This window comes from Geitlerinema sp. PCC 7407 (genome assembly GCF_000317045.1).
Classification (GTDB): Bacteria; Cyanobacteriota; Cyanobacteriia; order PCC-7407; family PCC-7407; genus PCC-7407.
Genome location: NC_019703.1, coordinates 983,854 through 1,000,242 on the forward strand (window position 1 = coordinate 983,854; position 16,389 = coordinate 1,000,242).

13 protein-coding genes are annotated in these 16,389 nt (G+C 61.5%); 8 read left to right on the top strand and 5 right to left on the bottom strand.

What is annotated here, in order from left to right; genetic code table 11:
• Positions 1-80 precede the first annotated feature (80 nt).
• Positions 81-1,457 carry a sensor histidine kinase gene (locus tag GEI7407_RS04230; RefSeq protein ID WP_223294481.1) on the top strand — a complete coding sequence of 459 codons (1,377 nt, stop codon included), beginning with the start codon at positions 81-83 and terminating at the stop codon, positions 1,455-1,457.
• Here the strand turns inward: GEI7407_RS04230 and rimM are convergent.
• A complete protein-coding gene (gene rimM, locus GEI7407_RS04235; protein WP_015170891.1) occupies positions 1,454-2,113 on the bottom strand; it encodes a ribosome maturation factor RimM in 660 nt (219 codons plus the stop codon). The genes GEI7407_RS04230 and rimM overlap by 4 nt on opposite strands.
• A gap of 67 nt (positions 2,114-2,180) precedes the next feature.
• Positions 2,181-3,461: a valine--pyruvate transaminase gene (locus tag GEI7407_RS04240; protein ID WP_015170892.1), complete on the bottom strand. Its 1,281-nt coding sequence runs from the start codon at positions 3,459-3,461 to the stop codon at positions 2,181-2,183.
• A gap of 574 nt (positions 3,462-4,035) precedes the next feature.
• On the opposite strand from GEI7407_RS04240, the gene glgP reads away from it, so the two are divergent.
• Complete coding sequence (gene glgP / locus GEI7407_RS04245) at positions 4,036-6,240, top strand: alpha-glucan family phosphorylase (RefSeq protein ID WP_015170893.1); 2,205 nt, start codon at positions 4,036-4,038, stop codon at positions 6,238-6,240.
• Positions 6,241-6,348: 108 nt separating this feature from the next.
• Here the strand turns inward: glgP and GEI7407_RS04250 are convergent, their stop codons facing one another.
• Positions 6,349-7,578 (bottom strand): type IV pilus twitching motility protein PilT, encoded by a 1,230-nt coding sequence (locus tag GEI7407_RS04250; protein ID WP_015170894.1) that lies wholly within the window; start codon positions 7,576-7,578, stop codon positions 6,349-6,351.
• Between the two features lie 313 nt (positions 7,579-7,891).
• Here GEI7407_RS04250 and GEI7407_RS04255 point away from each other — a divergent pair, with 313 nt between their 5' ends.
• The 4 genes from GEI7407_RS04255 to GEI7407_RS04270 all read left to right on the top strand — a co-directional run bounded on the left by GEI7407_RS04255 (position 7,892) and on the right by GEI7407_RS04270 (position 10,736).
• Complete coding sequence (locus tag GEI7407_RS04255; protein ID WP_015170895.1) at positions 7,892-9,049, top strand: DUF58 domain-containing protein; 1,158 nt, start codon at positions 7,892-7,894, stop codon at positions 9,047-9,049.
• Positions 9,050-9,119: 70 nt separating this feature from the next.
• Positions 9,120-9,485, top strand: a complete 366-nt coding sequence (locus GEI7407_RS04260) for a ferredoxin-thioredoxin reductase catalytic domain-containing protein (protein ID WP_015170896.1) — start codon at positions 9,120-9,122, stop codon at positions 9,483-9,485.
• Between the two features lie 4 nt (positions 9,486-9,489).
• A complete protein-coding gene (locus tag GEI7407_RS04265) occupies positions 9,490-9,894 on the top strand; it encodes a DUF309 domain-containing protein (RefSeq protein WP_015170897.1) in 405 nt (134 codons plus the stop codon).
• A gap of 119 nt (positions 9,895-10,013) precedes the next feature.
• Positions 10,014-10,736 carry an SIMPL domain-containing protein gene (locus tag GEI7407_RS04270; protein WP_015170898.1) on the top strand — a complete coding sequence of 241 codons (723 nt, stop codon included), beginning with the start codon at positions 10,014-10,016 and terminating at the stop codon, positions 10,734-10,736.
• Here the strand turns inward: GEI7407_RS04270 and GEI7407_RS19305 are convergent.
• Together GEI7407_RS19305 and mgtE are read right to left on the bottom strand one after the other, a co-directional pair.
• Positions 10,733-12,205: a WD40 repeat domain-containing protein gene (locus GEI7407_RS19305; protein WP_015170899.1), complete on the bottom strand. Its 1,473-nt coding sequence runs from the start codon at positions 12,203-12,205 to the stop codon at positions 10,733-10,735. The two genes, GEI7407_RS04270 and GEI7407_RS19305, sit on opposite strands and share 4 nt — an antisense overlap.
• A 58-nt stretch (positions 12,206-12,263) precedes the next feature.
• Positions 12,264-13,661 carry a magnesium transporter gene (gene mgtE, locus GEI7407_RS04280; RefSeq protein ID WP_015170900.1) on the bottom strand — a complete coding sequence of 466 codons (1,398 nt, stop codon included), beginning with the start codon at positions 13,659-13,661 and terminating at the stop codon, positions 12,264-12,266.
• 384 nt (positions 13,662-14,045) lie between these two features.
• Between mgtE and aspS the strand changes: the two genes are divergently transcribed.
• Together aspS and GEI7407_RS04290 are read left to right on the top strand one after the other, a co-directional pair.
• A complete protein-coding gene (gene aspS, locus GEI7407_RS04285; RefSeq protein WP_015170901.1) occupies positions 14,046-15,851 on the top strand; it encodes an aspartate--tRNA ligase in 1,806 nt (601 codons plus the stop codon).
• Positions 15,852-15,935: 84 nt separating this feature from the next.
• Positions 15,936-16,226, top strand: a complete 291-nt coding sequence (locus tag GEI7407_RS04290; protein WP_015170902.1) for a DUF6464 family protein — start codon at positions 15,936-15,938, stop codon at positions 16,224-16,226.
• The last annotated feature ends 163 nt before the right edge of the window (positions 16,227-16,389 follow it).

Below are 16,389 nucleotides of genomic sequence, written 5' to 3' on the forward strand. Positions count from 1 at the left end.
TTGTTAGGGTTGCGGAAAGAGGATGTCAACCTTTGTCTGGTCGTTGATGTGTGTTAGATGCCCATAGATATGAGCCTCCCTTGCCCTATCGGCTAGAAGGAAGCGAGCAGGATCTAAAGCTAGAGTCTGTGCTGCGAGAACTGCCGCTCTACGAGTTCTCGATCGCTGCCACCTGCCTGAGCCGCGAAATTGTGGCCATTTTTGAGCAGTATCCTTTGCTGCCGGGAGTGATTTTGCAGCAGCAGGGGCGCTTGCTGGGGTTGCTCTCCCGACAGCGCCTGCTCGAATCGCTAATTCGGCCAGAAGGCATGGGCCTGTTTCTCGATCGCCCGGTGTCGGTGCTCTACAGCCACGCCCGCGCGGATGTTTTATGGCTGCTGGAGGATACGCCGATCGTGACGGCGGCTCAGCGGGCTCTGCGGCGATCGCCCGAATTGCAGGGGGAGCCGATTTTGGTGGAGTCCCCCGGCCAAGCCTACCGCCTGCTCAACGTCCACGATCTCAATATTGCCTACTGGCAGATTCGGGGCATCGAGACCCAGGTGCGCTACGAGCGCATTCAGATGCAGATGATCCACAACGAGAAAATGGCCAACCTGGGGTCCTTGGTGGACGGGGTGGCCCACGAAATTCTCGATCCGGTGGGCTTCATTTGGGGGAATCTGAGCCATTTGACCACCTATGGCGACCAGCTGATCGCGCTGCTGCGGGCCTACGAGGCCCAGGAGTCGACGCCGTCACCGGCGATCGCTGTCCTCAAGGAAGCGGTGGAGTGGGACTATCTCCAAGAAGACCTGCCCCGGGCCATCGAAAGCATTCGCAGCGGGGCTGAACGCCTCAAAAAGCTCGCTTCTGGTCTGCAAAACTTTTGCCATATTGACGAGGTCTATCCCAAGCCTGCTGACCTCAACGCCTGTCTAGACGGCATCTTGCTGCTGCTCAAGAGTCGTCTGGCCAACGAAATTCAGATTGTCTGCGACTATGGCCATCTGCCGCCCGTGTCGTGCTATCTGGGGCAGCTGGGGCAGGTGTTTATGAATTTGCTGGTGAATGCGGTGGATTCGCTGCTGGATGAGGCGGTGCGCCAAAAGCTGGCGGTGGAGGCCGAAACCACGACGGCGATCGCCCACCGACCCCGCTCCCACGTCCAGAAGCCCTGCATCGAGGTGAAGACCCAGCTCTGTGACCAGGCGGAAGTGGGCAAAGAAGGCTCCCTGAGCGAACGCTGGGTGCGCATTATCATTGCGGACAATGGGCCTGGCATGAGCCCAGAGCAGCAGCGCCAGGTCGAGGAGTCCTTTTCGGTGGAGCGCCGAGCCACCAAGGAAACGAGCCTGGCCATGAGCTATCGCATCGTGACGGCCAAGCACGGGGGCGAATTGCGCTTGCGATCGCCCCGAACTGTAGACGGCCATTCTCCTGGTACAGAGTTCGAAATTTTGCTGCCGCTGACCTAGCGATTGATCTCTAGCAGGCCGGCGGGCGGCACGACTTCCAGGCGCTTTTGCACCAGGTCGACCACCGGCACGATTTCTTTGACAAAGGGAATCAGCACCGTTGGCGGCTTGGCTTTGCGAGGCCGTGCTTTGCGATCGCCTTTGTTCTCGGGGTCGGTCTCTGGCTCGGGAGTCTCGGCGGCTTCCGGGGCGGGAGCGTGGCTGGCCAGCCACGCCGGATCGAGCTGCACCTCCAGCAAATCGTTGCCCGCCGGAATCACGTCCTTGACGGTGCCAAGGAGGGTCTGGGTCGCCTGCTCAATGACGCTGAGGCCGAGCAGGTCGACAACGTGAAACTCGTCTGCTTCGAGGGGCGGGCGATCGCTCTCAGGCACCAGCAGCAGGCTGTCGCGCAGGGCTTCGGCCTGGTTGCGATCGCTCACCTCCGCCAGCTTGACCACGTAGAGGCCCTTGCCCGGCACCTCGTAGCCCTCCACGAGCTGCACGGCCTGGGGCTCCGTCTGGCCGGGGCGCAGCAGCCACCGCTGTCCCGGCTCCTCAAACCGCTCAGGAAAGTCGGTACTGGGATAGACCCGCAGTTCGCCGCGCAATCCCTGGGGTGCGACGATACGGCCAATGGCAAGCCAGCCATCAAGATTCGGGGAGGGGAGGGCCACAGAAAATCACCATGATTTGGAAAGATCCACGATTTTAGCGCAGCCTTGGGACAGCGTCGCGTCGCGCCTAGGAACGGGCGATCGCCGGTTGGTAGACCCGCGCCACGGTCTGGGCGAGGCGCTCCATGGCGGTGGTGAGGTCGGCGTCGCTGGCCGTCAGGCTGATGCGGAAACACTGGTGACGGTGGTCCCACTCCTCGGTCAGGCCCGGGAAGAAGGGGCTGCCCGGCACGACAATCACGCCTTCGCCCTTGAGCACCTGATAAAATTCCCAGTCCGTCATCGGCAAGTCCTTTAGCCACAGCCAGGAGAAGATCGACCCTTCGCCGCGGTGGAGGAACCAGGGCAGGTCTTGGGGCATGGCGCGATCGAGAGTTTCCTCGACCACCGCAAATTTTTGCTGGTAGTGGGGGCGGATCACCCGCTCTGAGATCTCGACGAGGGCTCCCGAGGCGATCGCCCGCGCCGCGATCGCCTGACCGTAGCGCGACGAGTGCAGGCACATATTGGTCAAAAAGGACTCCAGCGGCTGGATCAGCCGCTCGTCGCCCAAGGCAATGCCAACGCGCTCGCCCGGCAGCCCAGCCTTCGACAGGCTAGTGCAGTGAATGATGTTGCCCCCAAAGATGGGTGTCATCTCGGTGAAGTTTAGGGCCGGGAAGGGCGGCGCGTAGGCCGAGTCGACAAAGACCGGCACATTGTGAGGGGCTGCCAAGGCTGCGATTTTGCGCACCTCTTCGTCACTGAGGACGTTGCCTGTGGGGTTGCAGGGCCGCGAAAACAAGACAAAGCCGGTGTTTTCGTTGATCTCCAGCTGGCTAAAGTCGGGGCGGTATTTGAAGCGGTGGGCCGCTGCGTCGATGTCGAGGGAGGGGCGATAGGCCTTGAGGGATTCGGGGTTGAGGGGGACGCCGCCGTAGCCGGTGTAGTCGGGGCTCAGGGGCAGCACAATTTGCTTGAGATCGCCGCTGGTGGTGTAGCCGCCTAGGGCGTTGGCGGCCAAAAAGTAGAGAGACTGGCTGCCGGGGGTGATCAGGACGTTGCGATCGGTGAGGTTCAGGCCGTAGCGCTGGTTGTAGTCCTTCACGACGGCGTCAATGAGGGGCTGATAGCCCTGGCTGGAGCCGTAGCGACAGACCACTTCGCCATACTCGGGGCTGCTCAGGAGGTCTTGGGTACACTCGCGCCAGAGCTGCTCGACCTCCGGCAGGATCACCGGGTTGCCGGCGCTGAGGTTAATGAAGTCTTGGTTGCCTGCTCTGAGGGTTTCAATGATGTCTTTCATGATCGCCCGCACGCCGGTCAGGTGAGACATGCGATCGCCAAATTGAGTCAGAGCAGGGTTCATAGGTCCAAACTTCAGCGTAGAAAATGACAGGAAAACAAACGGGCGATCGCGGTGCTTTGGCAGTCTCAGGGGCGCATGATCGCCTTCGAACATCTTGACATTCCCACGGCGAAAGCGTGTGAGATTCTTGGCGATCGCCCCTTTTGGGCACTGACCGGAGCGCCGATCGCCCCAAGGCCGCTCCCAGCGGGGATTGCTCTCGAACCTTCAAAGAGTATGAAAAGACCCAGGATTCGCGAATCTTTCTGGCACTCTAAGAGCTAGTACGCAGTTCAGCAGCACCGCAGACTGGCTTCCAAAGAGCAACGCCTAAATCCTGTGCTACCCAGCGTGTTTGTGAAGCCACCGGGTTGTTGATGTCTGGTCGGATGCTGTTTCGGGTCGGACTGCGCTGATAAGCGTGTATCCCAACCAATGCCTCTGGCGATCGCCTCAAGTTTGTCGTTTTGGAGCGGCCTAATCTCTGGCACGCTCTGGGGCCAAACGCGCTTTGCGCCTCGTGCTTTGACGGTTTGACTGCCGTGATGTTGTCGTCCTCTGAGACGGCTCGAACCCTATCACCACCATTTTTCCCATGATCAAGGAATGTGCTCCTGCTGCCCAACTGGCCGCAAAACTTCCCTTTCCGCTCAAGCGTCTTGCTGACCTGGCCTACAACTACTGGTGGAGCTGGACCGGCGATCGCATCTCGATTTTTCGCAATATTGATCCCACTCAGTGGCAGGCCTGCGGCCATAACCCCGTTGCCCTGCTGACGGGGGCCTGCCCCGTGCGCCTGTCGGAGCTAGCCACCGATGCCGTCTACCTGCGGCGCGTCCAGCGCCTCGTAGACCAGTTCGACCAGTACATGGCCGAGGGCGAAACCTGGTCGAGCCGCGTGGTGCCCCACATTTCGGCCCAGCATCCCGTCGCTTACTTCTGCGCCGAATTTGGCATTCACGAGTCCCTGCCCATCTACTCCGGTGGCTTGGGCATTTTGGCCGGTGACCACCTCAAGTCGGCGTCGGACCTCGGCATTCCCCTGGTGGGCGTTGGCTTACTCTACCGCCAGGGCTACTTCCGCCAGCGCCTCAACCGCCAAGGCTGGCAAGAAGACTACTACGTTAACAGCCAGTTCGAAAACATGCCCCTGGAGCTGATCCGAAATGGGGCAGGAGAGCCGGTCCTCGTCGAGCTCGAAATCCGCAATCGCCGCGTGAAAGTCCAGGTCTGGCTGGCGCGAATCGGCCGCGTCAGCCTGTACCTCCTCGATACCGATCGCGAGGACAACGATCAGGTGGATCGATGGCTGACGGGCCACCTCTACGGCGGCAACTCCGAGACCCGCATCGCCCAAGAGGTGCTGCTGGGAATTGGTGGGGTCCGGGCCCTAGAAGCCGTGGGAATTACTCCCTCGATCTGCCACCTCAACGAAGGCCACGCCGCCTTTGCCACCCTGGAGATGACCCGCCTCGAAATCCAGAAAAGCGGTCAGTCCTTCTACGACGCCGAAAAGCTGGTGCGCGATCGCTCGGTTTTCACCACCCACACCCCCGTCCCCGCGGGTCACGACGCTTTCACCCCGGACCTGATGGACTCCTACTTTGCCCACTACTGGCCCGAGCTCAAGCTCTCGCGGGAGCAGTTCCTGGCTCTGGGGGCGCGCCGCCTGGGAGATCCCTGGGAAACCTTCAGCATGACGGTGCTGGCGCTGCGCATGTGCCGGACGGCCAACGGCGTGAGCGCCCTCCACGGCGAGGTCTCCCGCAAGATGTGGGCGACCCTCTATCCCGGCCCGGTGGACAAGGTGCCCATTGGCCACATCACCAATGGCGTCCATGCACGGACCTGGACAGCGCCCCTGATGTCCGATCTGTACGCCCAATACCTGGGCGAGGACTGGTCCAACCGCATTGCGGACCCGGCGGTGTGGTCCAAGGTGGACGCGATTCCCGATGAGGAGCTGTGGTGGCGTCACCAAGCGCTCAAGGAGCGCCTGATCGCCCATGTGCGCGATCGCATGAAAGTCGCCCGCCGGTCTCGCGGCGAATCCCAAGAGAGCATCGACGCCGTCGATCACCTCCTCAACCCCAACTGCTTGACCATTGGCTTTGCACGCCGCTTTAGCCAGTACAAGCGGGGCAACCTCCTGCTGCGGGATGCCCAGCGCGCCCTGAAGATTTTTGGCAACCCCGATCGCCCCGTGCAGATTATCTTCTCCGGGAAGGCGCACCCCGCCGACGAAGAAGGCAAGCGCATCATCCAAAAGCTGATGGAGTGGTGCCACGACCCGGCCATTCGCGATCGCGTGGCCTTCATCGAAGACTACGACATCTTCACCGGCCAAAAACTGGTCCAAGGCGTCGATGTCTGGCTCAACAACCCCCGCCGTCCCCTCGAAGCGTCCGGCACCAGCGGCCAAAAGGTTTGCTTCAACGGCGGCATCAACTGCAGCGTCCTCGACGGCTGGTGGTGTGAAGGCTACCAGGCTGGACCCGACGGCAAAGGCCTCAACGGCTGGGCGATCGGCGAAGATGCCCACACCAGCGACCAAGAGCTGCAAGATCGCATTGATTCAGAGTCCCTCTACCACTTGCTGGAAGAAGAGATCGCCCCGACCTACTACGACTGCGACGCCAATGGCCTGCCACGCCGCTGGATCCAGTTTATGAAGGCGTCGATCCGCACCAACTCGCCTCTGTTCAACACCGATCGCATGGTGGCAGACTACGTCGCGAAGGTCTACGCCCCAGGCACGCCGGTCGAGACTGCCCAGATTCGAGCCAGCACCCTCGCCTAGGGCGTTTGCTAACTTAGGCGCTAATTAATCTCGAACCGAAAAAGCCCGCCGATCTTGATCGGCGGGCTTTTGGGGTAAAGGGGGCAGTTGTCTACGCAGCCGACAGCCCTAGGACGGCCGAAACTCCTGGCTGGCGCCCAAGAACTCTCGGTTGGAGGTACGCGAGGGGTCGACGCCCAGGTTGCGCACCCGGCGGCGCAGGTCGCCCGCGTCGGGAGAGGCCTTCACGGCGTCCTCGGGGCTGATCTTGCCCAGCAGCACCAAGTCGCAGAGGGCCTGGTTCATCACCTGCATGCCTTCGTCGAGGTTGGTCTCCATCAGGTTGAAGGCTTCGCTCTCCTCGCCCTTGAGCAGGTAGTCCTGCATGGCGGGGGTGTTGATCAAAATCTCGTGGGCTGCGGTCCGGTGGCCGTCTGTGGTGGGCAGCAGCTGCTGAGAAATAATCGAGATCAGCGAGTCGGTGATCTGGATGCGCATCGACTGCTGCTCTTCGGGGTTGTAGATGTTGAGCAGACGGTTGAGGGTGCTGATGGCGCTGCGGGTGTGCAGGGTGCCTAGGACGAGGTGGCCGGTCTGGGCGGCTTTGAGGGCGGTGTCGACCGTGACGCGATCGCGCATTTCCCCGATCAAAATCACGTCGGGGTCTTCCCGCAGCACGGCCCGCAATGCGCTCTGAAATTCAAAGGTGTGCAGCCCAACTTCCCGCTGGCTGATCAGACACTTTTTGGACGCGTGGACGTATTCAATCGGGTCCTCAATCGTGACGATGTGCTTTTGGACCATCTCGTTGAGGTGGTTGATCATGGCGGCCAGGGTGGTCGACTTACCCGAACCCGTAGGCCCCGTGACCAAGATCAACCCTTGGGGCTGGCTGACGATGTGCTTGAGGACTTCTGGCAACCCTAGCTCGTCGATGCTGGGGATGTTGAGCGAAATCAGTCGCAGCACGATCGCGCCGCCCATCAAGGAATCAAAGCAGTTGACCCGACAGCGGATAAATCCAGGATAGAAAATCGCGGTGTCGAGCTCTTTTTCTTCTTTGAAGCGCTGAATTTGCTCCGGGGTGAGCATTTCGGTGAGGTACTGCTCGAAGACCTCGGCGGTCACTCGACCCACGCTGGGGGCAGCCATCATTTCCCCACGAATGCGGTAGCGCGGCACTTCACCCACCCGGATATGAATGTCGGAAGCTTGGTGGGCATGGGCGTCTCGCACCATGCGCTCAATCAAGCCTCGCTGGGGAGACTGGCGCGGCTGGCCAATGGGGGGTGGAGGCGGGGTTGTGCTTTCCACAGGGGGACGAGGTACGTCAGATCGTCTAGTAGTTGGGCCGGTCATAGACTCTCCTTTGGTAGGGCAGGGCAGGTGGTCGATCTGAATGACCTCTTTCCCTGAAGATGGCTGATAAAGAGGATAAATTGATTTGGTTTAACCGTAAGTGTACTGAAATATTTCCCTCAACATCTGCGGTTGTGAAGTAAAGATACGGAAGCTTTCGCGAAGATTACGGACGGAAAAAGTGGCGCGGCTTCTGGCAGAGCGGGGTCTGGACACGGGAGAATGGAAGGCACCATTGGAGCGGGCAAAGCTGGGTCAAGTTGGGATCCGCTGGGGGCTTTGAGGTCACTGTCTGTCAACTGCGGGAGGCTGGATGTCTGTACAACGGCGCATCACGAACTGGCTCGAAACCCACTGGGTGAATCCGGCCTATGCGGGCTGGGTGTTGCTGGGGTTGACGCTCTTTTTCTTTGTGGCGGCGACTAATACTTTGTCGGGGTGGCTGTATGTGATCAGCGGCATTAGCGCGGCGCTAATCGCGATCGCCGTTTGGCTGCCCCTGCGATCGCTGCGGGGCCTGAAGGTGAGTCGGCGCACCCTCGAGCCCGTGAGCGCAGGGGATCTGCTGAGTGTGGAGGTGCTGCTGGAAAACACGACCTCCCAGGCCAAAACGCTGCTGGTGGTCCAAGACGAGGTGCCTGAGGTGCTGGGATCGCCAGCCCGGGCCTCCCTGGAGCTGATCGCGCCGCACCAGACCCATGCCTGGACCTACACCTATCCCACGGAGCGGCGGGGGGTGTATCGCTGGCAGACGCTGCAACTGCGCACGGCGGCTCCCCTGGGGCTGTTTTGGTGCCGGCGATCGCGCGAAGTGAAAGCCACGGCCATTGTCTATCCGCGAGTGCTGCCTCTCAATCGCTGTCCGCTGGTGGACGATCTGGGGCGCGATCGCAGCTTGCAGCTCCACAGCGATCAGCGCGCCCAGACGGCAACGGAGGGCCTGACGCGATCGCTGCGGCCCTACCGCTGGGGGGACCCGATTCGGCTGGTCCACTGGCGGACCAGCGCCCGCTACGGCGAGCTGCGGGTGCGGGAGCTGGAGGTGTTTACCGGCGGCCAAGATATCGTTTTGTGCCTAGATAGTAGCGGCACCTGGGATCCAGACACCTTCGAAGAGGCAGTAACGGCTGCGGCGTCGCTGTATTTCTATGCCAAGCGGTGTGCCCTCAGCCCGAAGCTGTGGACCGCAGGCAGTGGACTGGTGTGGGGCGATCGCACCGTGCTCTCCACCTTGGCTGCCGTCACCCTGGGCGAGCCCATGACTAGCGATCGCCCCCCTGACTCGCCGGTGATTTGGCTGAGCCAGGATCCGCGCACCCTCTCTGCCCTGCCCCCCGGCAGTCGCTGGGTGCTGTGGCCCCCCACTGATGATCTGCGCCGCTATCCCCTCGACCCCCACCATCCGGGCCTAGTCCTCAGCGCCGACCAGCCCCTCCAAAGCCAGCTCCAAACCCAGCTCAACCGCTACTGATCGACTCCTTGAGCACCCACCTCCCTCGCCAGGTAAAATCGTACAATCGTGTCCGTCATCACCATCTCCTATGAACGTGAGTAATCCCCAGCCGCCTGCCGACGACAAAGCTCTTGAGGCTATGCGGAATTTTGCCGAAACCTACGCCAAGCGCACAGGCACCTACTTTTGTGCAGAGCCCTCGGTGACGGCGGTGGTGATCGAAGGACTCGCTCGCCACAAAGAAGAACTGGGTTCGCCCCTGTGCCCCTGCCGCCACTACGAGGACAAAGCAGCGGAAGCCAGCGCCACCTTCTGGAACTGCCCCTGTGTGCCCATGCGAGAGCGCCACGAGTGCCACTGCATGCTGTTTTTGACGCCGGACAACGAGTTTGCCAGCGATCGCCAGGAGATCAGCATTGAGGCAATCCAGGCCGTTCGCCAGTCCATGGTGTAGACCCATGTCCGAAGTTCCGGCGGCTTTTTGGCAAGGCGTAGAGCAGTTTAACCAGGGCGAATTTTACGCCTGTCACGACACCCTCGAAACGATTTGGCTCGAAGCGGTGGGGCCGCAGCGGAATTTCTATCAAGGAATTTTGCAGATTGCGGTGGGCATTTATCACCTCAGCAATGCCAACGCGCGGGGCGCCATGGTCCTTTTGGGAGAAGGGGTCGGGCGCCTGCGATCCTATGAGCCAGACTACGCTGGCGTGGCGGTGTCGCCCCTGATCGAGCAGAGTCTGGACTTGCTCGAGACGGTGCAGCAGGCCGATTCGGAGGCGATCGCCCGCCTAGCCGATCGCCTGCGCCCCGACGCGCCCGATCCGCTGCCGGTGCCCAAGGTTCTCTGTCAACCTGACCGCTGAGCGGGCCCAGTTTTCCGGGGCGACCCAAGTTGCCGAAACCGTAACCGCGTCCCTCTAGAGGGGCTCCCGTGCCAGATTAGAGACAACTGATTCTCTACCCTCTGTGAGGAGCTATGACTATGCGTCCGTCTTCCCCTTGGTGGGCCTCATCGGTCAAACTTTTGCCCCTGACCCTGGGCATCTTGACCCTGGTCTGCATGAGTCCTGCGATTGCCCAAGAAAAACTCCTGCGCACCCTGACCGTTACCGGTCGCGGCAGCGAAATGGTCCAAACGAGCATTGCCCAAGTCCGCCTCGGCGTCGAGGTACAGGGCAAGTCTGCCCAAGAAGTCCAGGCTGAGGTGGCCCGCCGCTCATCGGCGGTGGTGGACCTGCTCAAGTCCCGCCGCGTGGACAAGCTGGAAACAACGGGCATCAGCCTGACGCCGGTCTACAACTACAGCAACGACACCCGCACCCTCGAAGGCTATGCGGGCACCAACATTGTCAGCTTCAAGGTGCCCACCGAGCAGGCAGGCGCCCTGATGGATGACGCAGTGAAGGCCGGGGCCACGCGCATTGACGGGGTGAGCTTCGAGGCGGCGGAGCCCGCAATGGATAACGCTCGCAAGACGGCGCTCCAAGAGGCCACTCAGGATGCGCGGGAGCAGGCCGACACGGTGCTGGCTGCCCTAGGCCTGCGATCGCAGGAAATCGTGAACATCCAGGTGGATCAGGCGGTGCCGCCGCCTCCCATGCCCTTGGCCTACGCGCGGGACGCCAAACTGGCGAATGAAAGCATGCCGGTGATGGGCGGTGAACAGGAAGTTCAGGCCTCGGTGACCCTGCAAATCAGCTACTAGACGGCAGGCACCTGAGCGGCTCGCCAGAGGTGAATCACGCCGTTGACGGTGCCGCTAATCAGATAGCGCTGGTCTGGGGCGATCGCCACCGATAGGATCGGGCTGCCGTCCTGGACGAGAACGCCGCAGCACTCCTGGGAGTCTAGGTGCCACAGCCGCAGCGTGCCGTCGGTGCTGGCGCTGACGAGAAACTCGCCGTCGCTGCTAAAGGCGATCGCCGTTACCGGGGCGGTGTGGCCTTCGAGGGGTGCCAGGTTGGGCTGGTCATCGAGGGACCACAGCTTAACGGTGTGATCGCTGCTGCCGCTGGCCAAAATGGGCCGGTTGGGGTGCAGGGCGATCGCCGGGGCGGCCCCCACATCTTCGCCGACGGTGCTGATGCACTCTCCCGTTTCGACGTCCCACTGCTGGATTAGGCCGTCTTCGCCGCTGCTAAACAGGGTCTGGCCGTCCCGGCTAAACACCAGCGATCGCACCGACCCGGTGTGGCCCAGGTGGCTATGGAGCTGAGCGCCGGTCTGCCACTCCCAAAAGCTAACGGTGCCGTCGAACCCGCCACTCACCAGCACCTGGCCGTCGGGACTGAAGGCGATCGCCCGCACGGAGCCCATGTGAGCTTCCCAGCTTCCCAGTCCGGCCCCGCTGGCCGCGTCCCACAGCCCAATGTTGCGATCGAAGCTGGCGCTGGCGAGCACGCCGCCGTCAGGACTAAAGGCGATCGCGCTCACGGCGCCCCGATGGCCGGTCAGGATCTGGCGCAGCTCCCCCGTTTCCAGATGCCAGACCTTGAGAGTCTGGTCATAGCTCGCGCTCACCAGCAGCTGGCCATCTGGGCTCACCGTTACCGTGCTGACCCAGCCCCCATGTCCCGGCAGCGACAGCCAGGCGCTCCAGGGCGCAGCCGGGCACAGTGGCGCTTCCTCTTCTGCTATCTCTGCTCCGGCAGCGCCGACCTGGGGAAACTGGAGGGCCGGTGAGTCAGCGTCGAGGGTCTCCCCTTTGAAAGCCGCGAAGGCCTGGTCCCAGCGCTCGATTTTGCCGGGAGGCAGCATGCGGTTGAGGTAGTCCACCACTTGGGTCAGGGAGTCCTCCAGGGCGATCGCCCGCTCCTGCAAATCCTGATAGCGCTGATGGAGCGATCGCAGCTCGATTTCGGCGATTTTGGGCGACACTTCAGCGCGATCGCCTTTCTCTGAGGCGGGCGGCAGCGCCTTCGGCTCGCTTCCCGGGCCCTGGGATCGCAGCTGGCCCATGATCTGCCGCCGCATCTGGCTCATGATCACCGTGGTGTCCCGGCGGGTGAGCTGCTCCTGGGAGCGCCGGTTGAACCAGTTGAGCACCAGAGCCACCGTCAGCGGCACCAGCGCATAGAGCACGGAGCGAGACGCCAGCACCAGCCCCAGGCCCCCCACCGCCGCCGCCAGGGCCACCAATTCTGCGATCGCCATCCACAGACGAGATTGAGGCATAAAACCGTCCGCCAGACCGATTAGAAACGACGAAACCCGCGTGCAGAATGCGCCGACATCAACCTAAATATCGCAAAACCAGACGCGCGACCGAGAAGTAAATAAACACCCCCAGCACGTCCACCGCCGTTGTAATAAACGGTGCCGACATCAGAGCCGGATCAAATCCCAAAGACTTGAACAGAAAAGGCAGCGCCGAGCCCGCCACCGACGCCAAAATCGAGATGCCAAGCAGGCTGATCCCCACCGCGATAGACACCGCCAGGTTGTGCTGAAGCAGGTAAGCCCAGATCGCCACCACAATGCCGAGCAGCGCCCCGAGCAGCGCCCCGGCGATCGCCTCCCGCCGCACCACCGTGAAGGCCTCCGTAGGCCGCACCTTATCCACATTCAAGCCCCGAATCACCACCGTCGAAGACTGGGCGCCCACGTTGCCCCCAGTGCCGATCAGCAGCGGAATGAACGCCGTCAGGGCCACCACCCGCTGCAAAATGTCCTCCTGACTGCTAATCACCGCGCTCGTGCCCGTATTGGTAATCAGCAGCACAAACAGCCACACCACCCGTCGCCGCGCCACCGTAAACAGGTTGGTTTGGAAGTAGTCATCATCCCCGGCCTGGACGCCGCCCAGGGTATAGATATCCTCTGTGGTCTCCTGCTCCAAAATATCGATCACGTCGTCCACCGTGACGATACCCACCAGCCGCTGCTCAGCATCCACCACCGGCACCGCCAAAAAGTCATAGCGCTGAATCATCCGGGCCACTTCTTCTTGGTCCGTGTCCGTCGTCACCGAGACCACCTCGCGAGTCATCACATCGCCGACCCGGTCTCCGGCCTGGGCCGTCACCAGATCCCGCAGCGACAAAATGCCGGTCAGACAGCGGGCTGCATCGGTCACATAGAGGTAATAAATCGTTTCGGTCGTGTCGGCCATGGTGCGAATGCGCTCGATGGCCTGGGTGACCGTCATGCCCTCTTTGAGGGAAATGTATTTGGGCGTCATGATCCGCCCTGCGGTCCCGGCCTCGTAGCCCAGCAGCAGCGCCGTGGCCTCCCGCTCAGCGGGGCTGAGCTGGCCCAGCAGCCGCCGCACGACTTTGGCGGGCAGCTCGTCAAACAGGCGCGCCCGATCGTCCGGAGACATCTTGTCAACGATGTCTAGAACATCTTGACGTTTGAACTCCTCAATGAGGGCCTGCTGCACGCTAGAGTCGAGGTATTCGTATACCTCTGTCGCTTCGTCTTTGGACAATAACCGAAAGGCAATCACCTGGAGGGGTTCAGGCAACCCTTCGATTGCCTCTGCAATATCGGCTGGCTGGACGGGGATAAGGAGGGCTTTGGCTCCCTGAAAGTTTCCTTGATCCAGCAGCATTTGCAGCTGTACGCGAACGAGGTCCCGCAGCTCTTTTCGGGAGACAGAAGGAGCGGAGGTGTTCTGGTGTTCGGTCAAGGCAAGCTCCCTTCGTCTGGTCTTAGGTGGATTGCTGCATTTAGTCTATAGGGCACAGGCCGCTCTGTGGGCCAGCCGAATCGAACTTTCCCGAGCATAGCCAATCGCTCTAAGGCTGAGGGGCAAGGCGATCGCCCGTGGAGGGGTAGGGGGTGCAGACGCGCTGCAAGACAGATAATGCTCCGAGTGCAAATGCGAGAAATGGGGCTCAAATTTTTTGAAGATTCCAATATTCCCACGGCGTATGGAACGATGTTCCATGCTCGATAATGGGGAGGTTTGCCTCCGGGGGATGGGTGTAGAAACGATCCCAAATTCCCGTAAGATGAAACGCTCTGACGCGATTCGCGGATAACCTTCGATTTCAGATACTCACGAACTGCCATGCGAACCCATTACTGCGGTCAACTCCGACCCGAACATATAGGAGAAACTGTCACAATTTGCGGCTGGGTGGACCGTCGCCGCGATCATGGGGGCGTAATCTTCCTGGATCTGCGCGATCGCACCGGCATTGCTCAAATCGTGAGTGACCCTGAGCGGACGCCCCAGTCCTATGGCTCGGCAGGCGAGCTCCGCAATGAATATGTGATCAGAGTGACCGGCCGCGTCTCTCGCCGGCCAGACGAATCGCTCAATGCCAAGCTGGCGACGGGCGAAATCGAGATCTATGCGGATCAAATCGAGGTTCTGAACGCGGTGCAGCGCCAGCTGCCTTTCCAGATCTCGAGCGCAGAATCGGAGACGGTGCGCGAGGATCTGCGCCTGAAGTATCGCTATCTCGATTTGCGCCGCGATCGCATGACCCGCAACCTGTTGCTGCGTCATCAGGTGGTCAAGGCGGTTCGGCGGTTCCTGGAGGACGAGCTGAATTTTGTCGAGGTGGAGACGCCGGTGCTGACCCGCTCGACGCCGGAGGGGGCGCGCGACTATCTGGTGCCGAGCCGCGTCAACCCTGGGGAGTGGTTTGCGCTGCCCCAGTCGCCCCAGCTGTTCAAGCAGTTGCTGATGGTGGCGGGCTTCGATCGCTACTATCAGGTGGCTCGCTGCTTCCGGGACGAAGATCTCCGGGCCGATCGCCAGCCGGAGTTTACGCAGCTCGACATGGAAATGAGCTTCTTGTCCCAAGAGGAAATCCTCGAGCTCAATGAGTCCCTGGTTTGCCATCTGTTCAAGGTGGTCAAAGGGGTGGATCTGCCCCGGCCCTTCCCGCGTTTGACTTACGCAGAGTCGATGGCTCGCTACGGGACCGATCGCCCGGACACGCGCTTTGGCCTAGAACTCGTGGATGTGTCGGACCTGATGGCGGAGTCGGGCTTCAAGGTCTTCTCGGGGGCGATCGCCTCTGGCGGTAGCGTCAAGGTTCTGCCCATTCCCGGCGGCAACGACGCCATCTCCAATGTCCGGATCAAGCCGGGCGGAGACCTGTTCAAGGAGGTCTGCGACGCCGGAGCCAAGGGACTGGCCTACATCCGCGTGCGCGAAAACGGCGAAATCGACACCATTGGCGCAATTAAGGACAACCTGACGGAGGAGCAAAAGGCCACGCTGCTGGCTCGGACCGGCGCGGAAGCGGGGCATTTGCTGCTGTTTGGCGCTGGTCCCACGGACATCGTCAACAAGTCCCTCGATCGCCTGCGTCAGTGCCTGGGCCGAGAGCTCGACCTGATTGATCCCGACAAGGTGAACCTGCTGTGGGTGACGGATTTCCCCATGTTTGAGTGGAACGCGGACGAAAAGCGCCTAGAAGCGCTCCACCACCCGTTTACTGCCCCCAACCCAGAAGATCTCGGCGATCTCAAGACGGCCCGCGCCCAGGCCTACGACCTGGTGTACAACGGCTTGGAAATCGGCGGTGGCAGTTTGCGCATCTATCAGCGCAACGTCCAGGAGCGGGTTTTTGAGGCGATCGGCTTGTCTCCTGAGGAGGCTCGCAACAAGTTCGGCTTCTTGCTGGAGGCCTTCGAGTACGGGACGCCTCCCCACGGCGGCATTGCCTACGGTCTCGATCGCTTGGTGATGCTGTTGGCGGGCGAGGAGTCGATCCGCGATACGATCGCCTTCCCCAAAACCCAGCAGGCTCGCTGCTTGCTCACTGATGCGCCGTCGGGCGTGGACGATCGCCAGCTCAAGGAGTTGCAGGTCAAGTCCACCTACCAGCCCAAGAAAGAGTCGATCGCTCAAAGCTAGGGTGGCCGCTCCGGGGGGCTTTCTCGTAAGCTGAGGAAATAAAACCGGGCCAAAAAGGCCTGGGCACCCTCCAGGGATGCCGGTATGAGCGACACCTTGAAAGTGTGTTTGGTGGTGATGTTGGGTTTGGGGCCGCCCATGGTGGCCTTCGGGCTGCTGAGACGAGCCGAAGCGAAGGCCCAGGCTCGCTTGCAGCGGACGCTGGAGCACTGGCGATCGCGCCGGTTGTCCTTGGTGACGTCCACCGTGGTCGAGGAGCCAGGTTTCTTGGGCGATCTGAGCTGCCAGTTCAATGCGCGATCGCCCTACCTGCGCTGTGCTGTAAACCCCCATGGCCCCTGTCAGTCCTGCACCTGCTATCAGCCCCTTGGCTAGCAAGCCCTGACCAGCTGAGAAGTTCGGCTAAACTGCCTCCACCAAATTCTGTTCAAAATTCATGCTGCGCAAGAGGAGGGCCATTGGCCCTCCTCTTTTTGCTGGGAGCTTTGGCGGCAGGAGTCTCAAGGGGGCGATCGCCCTTTTCCCTGACCCTTTTCAG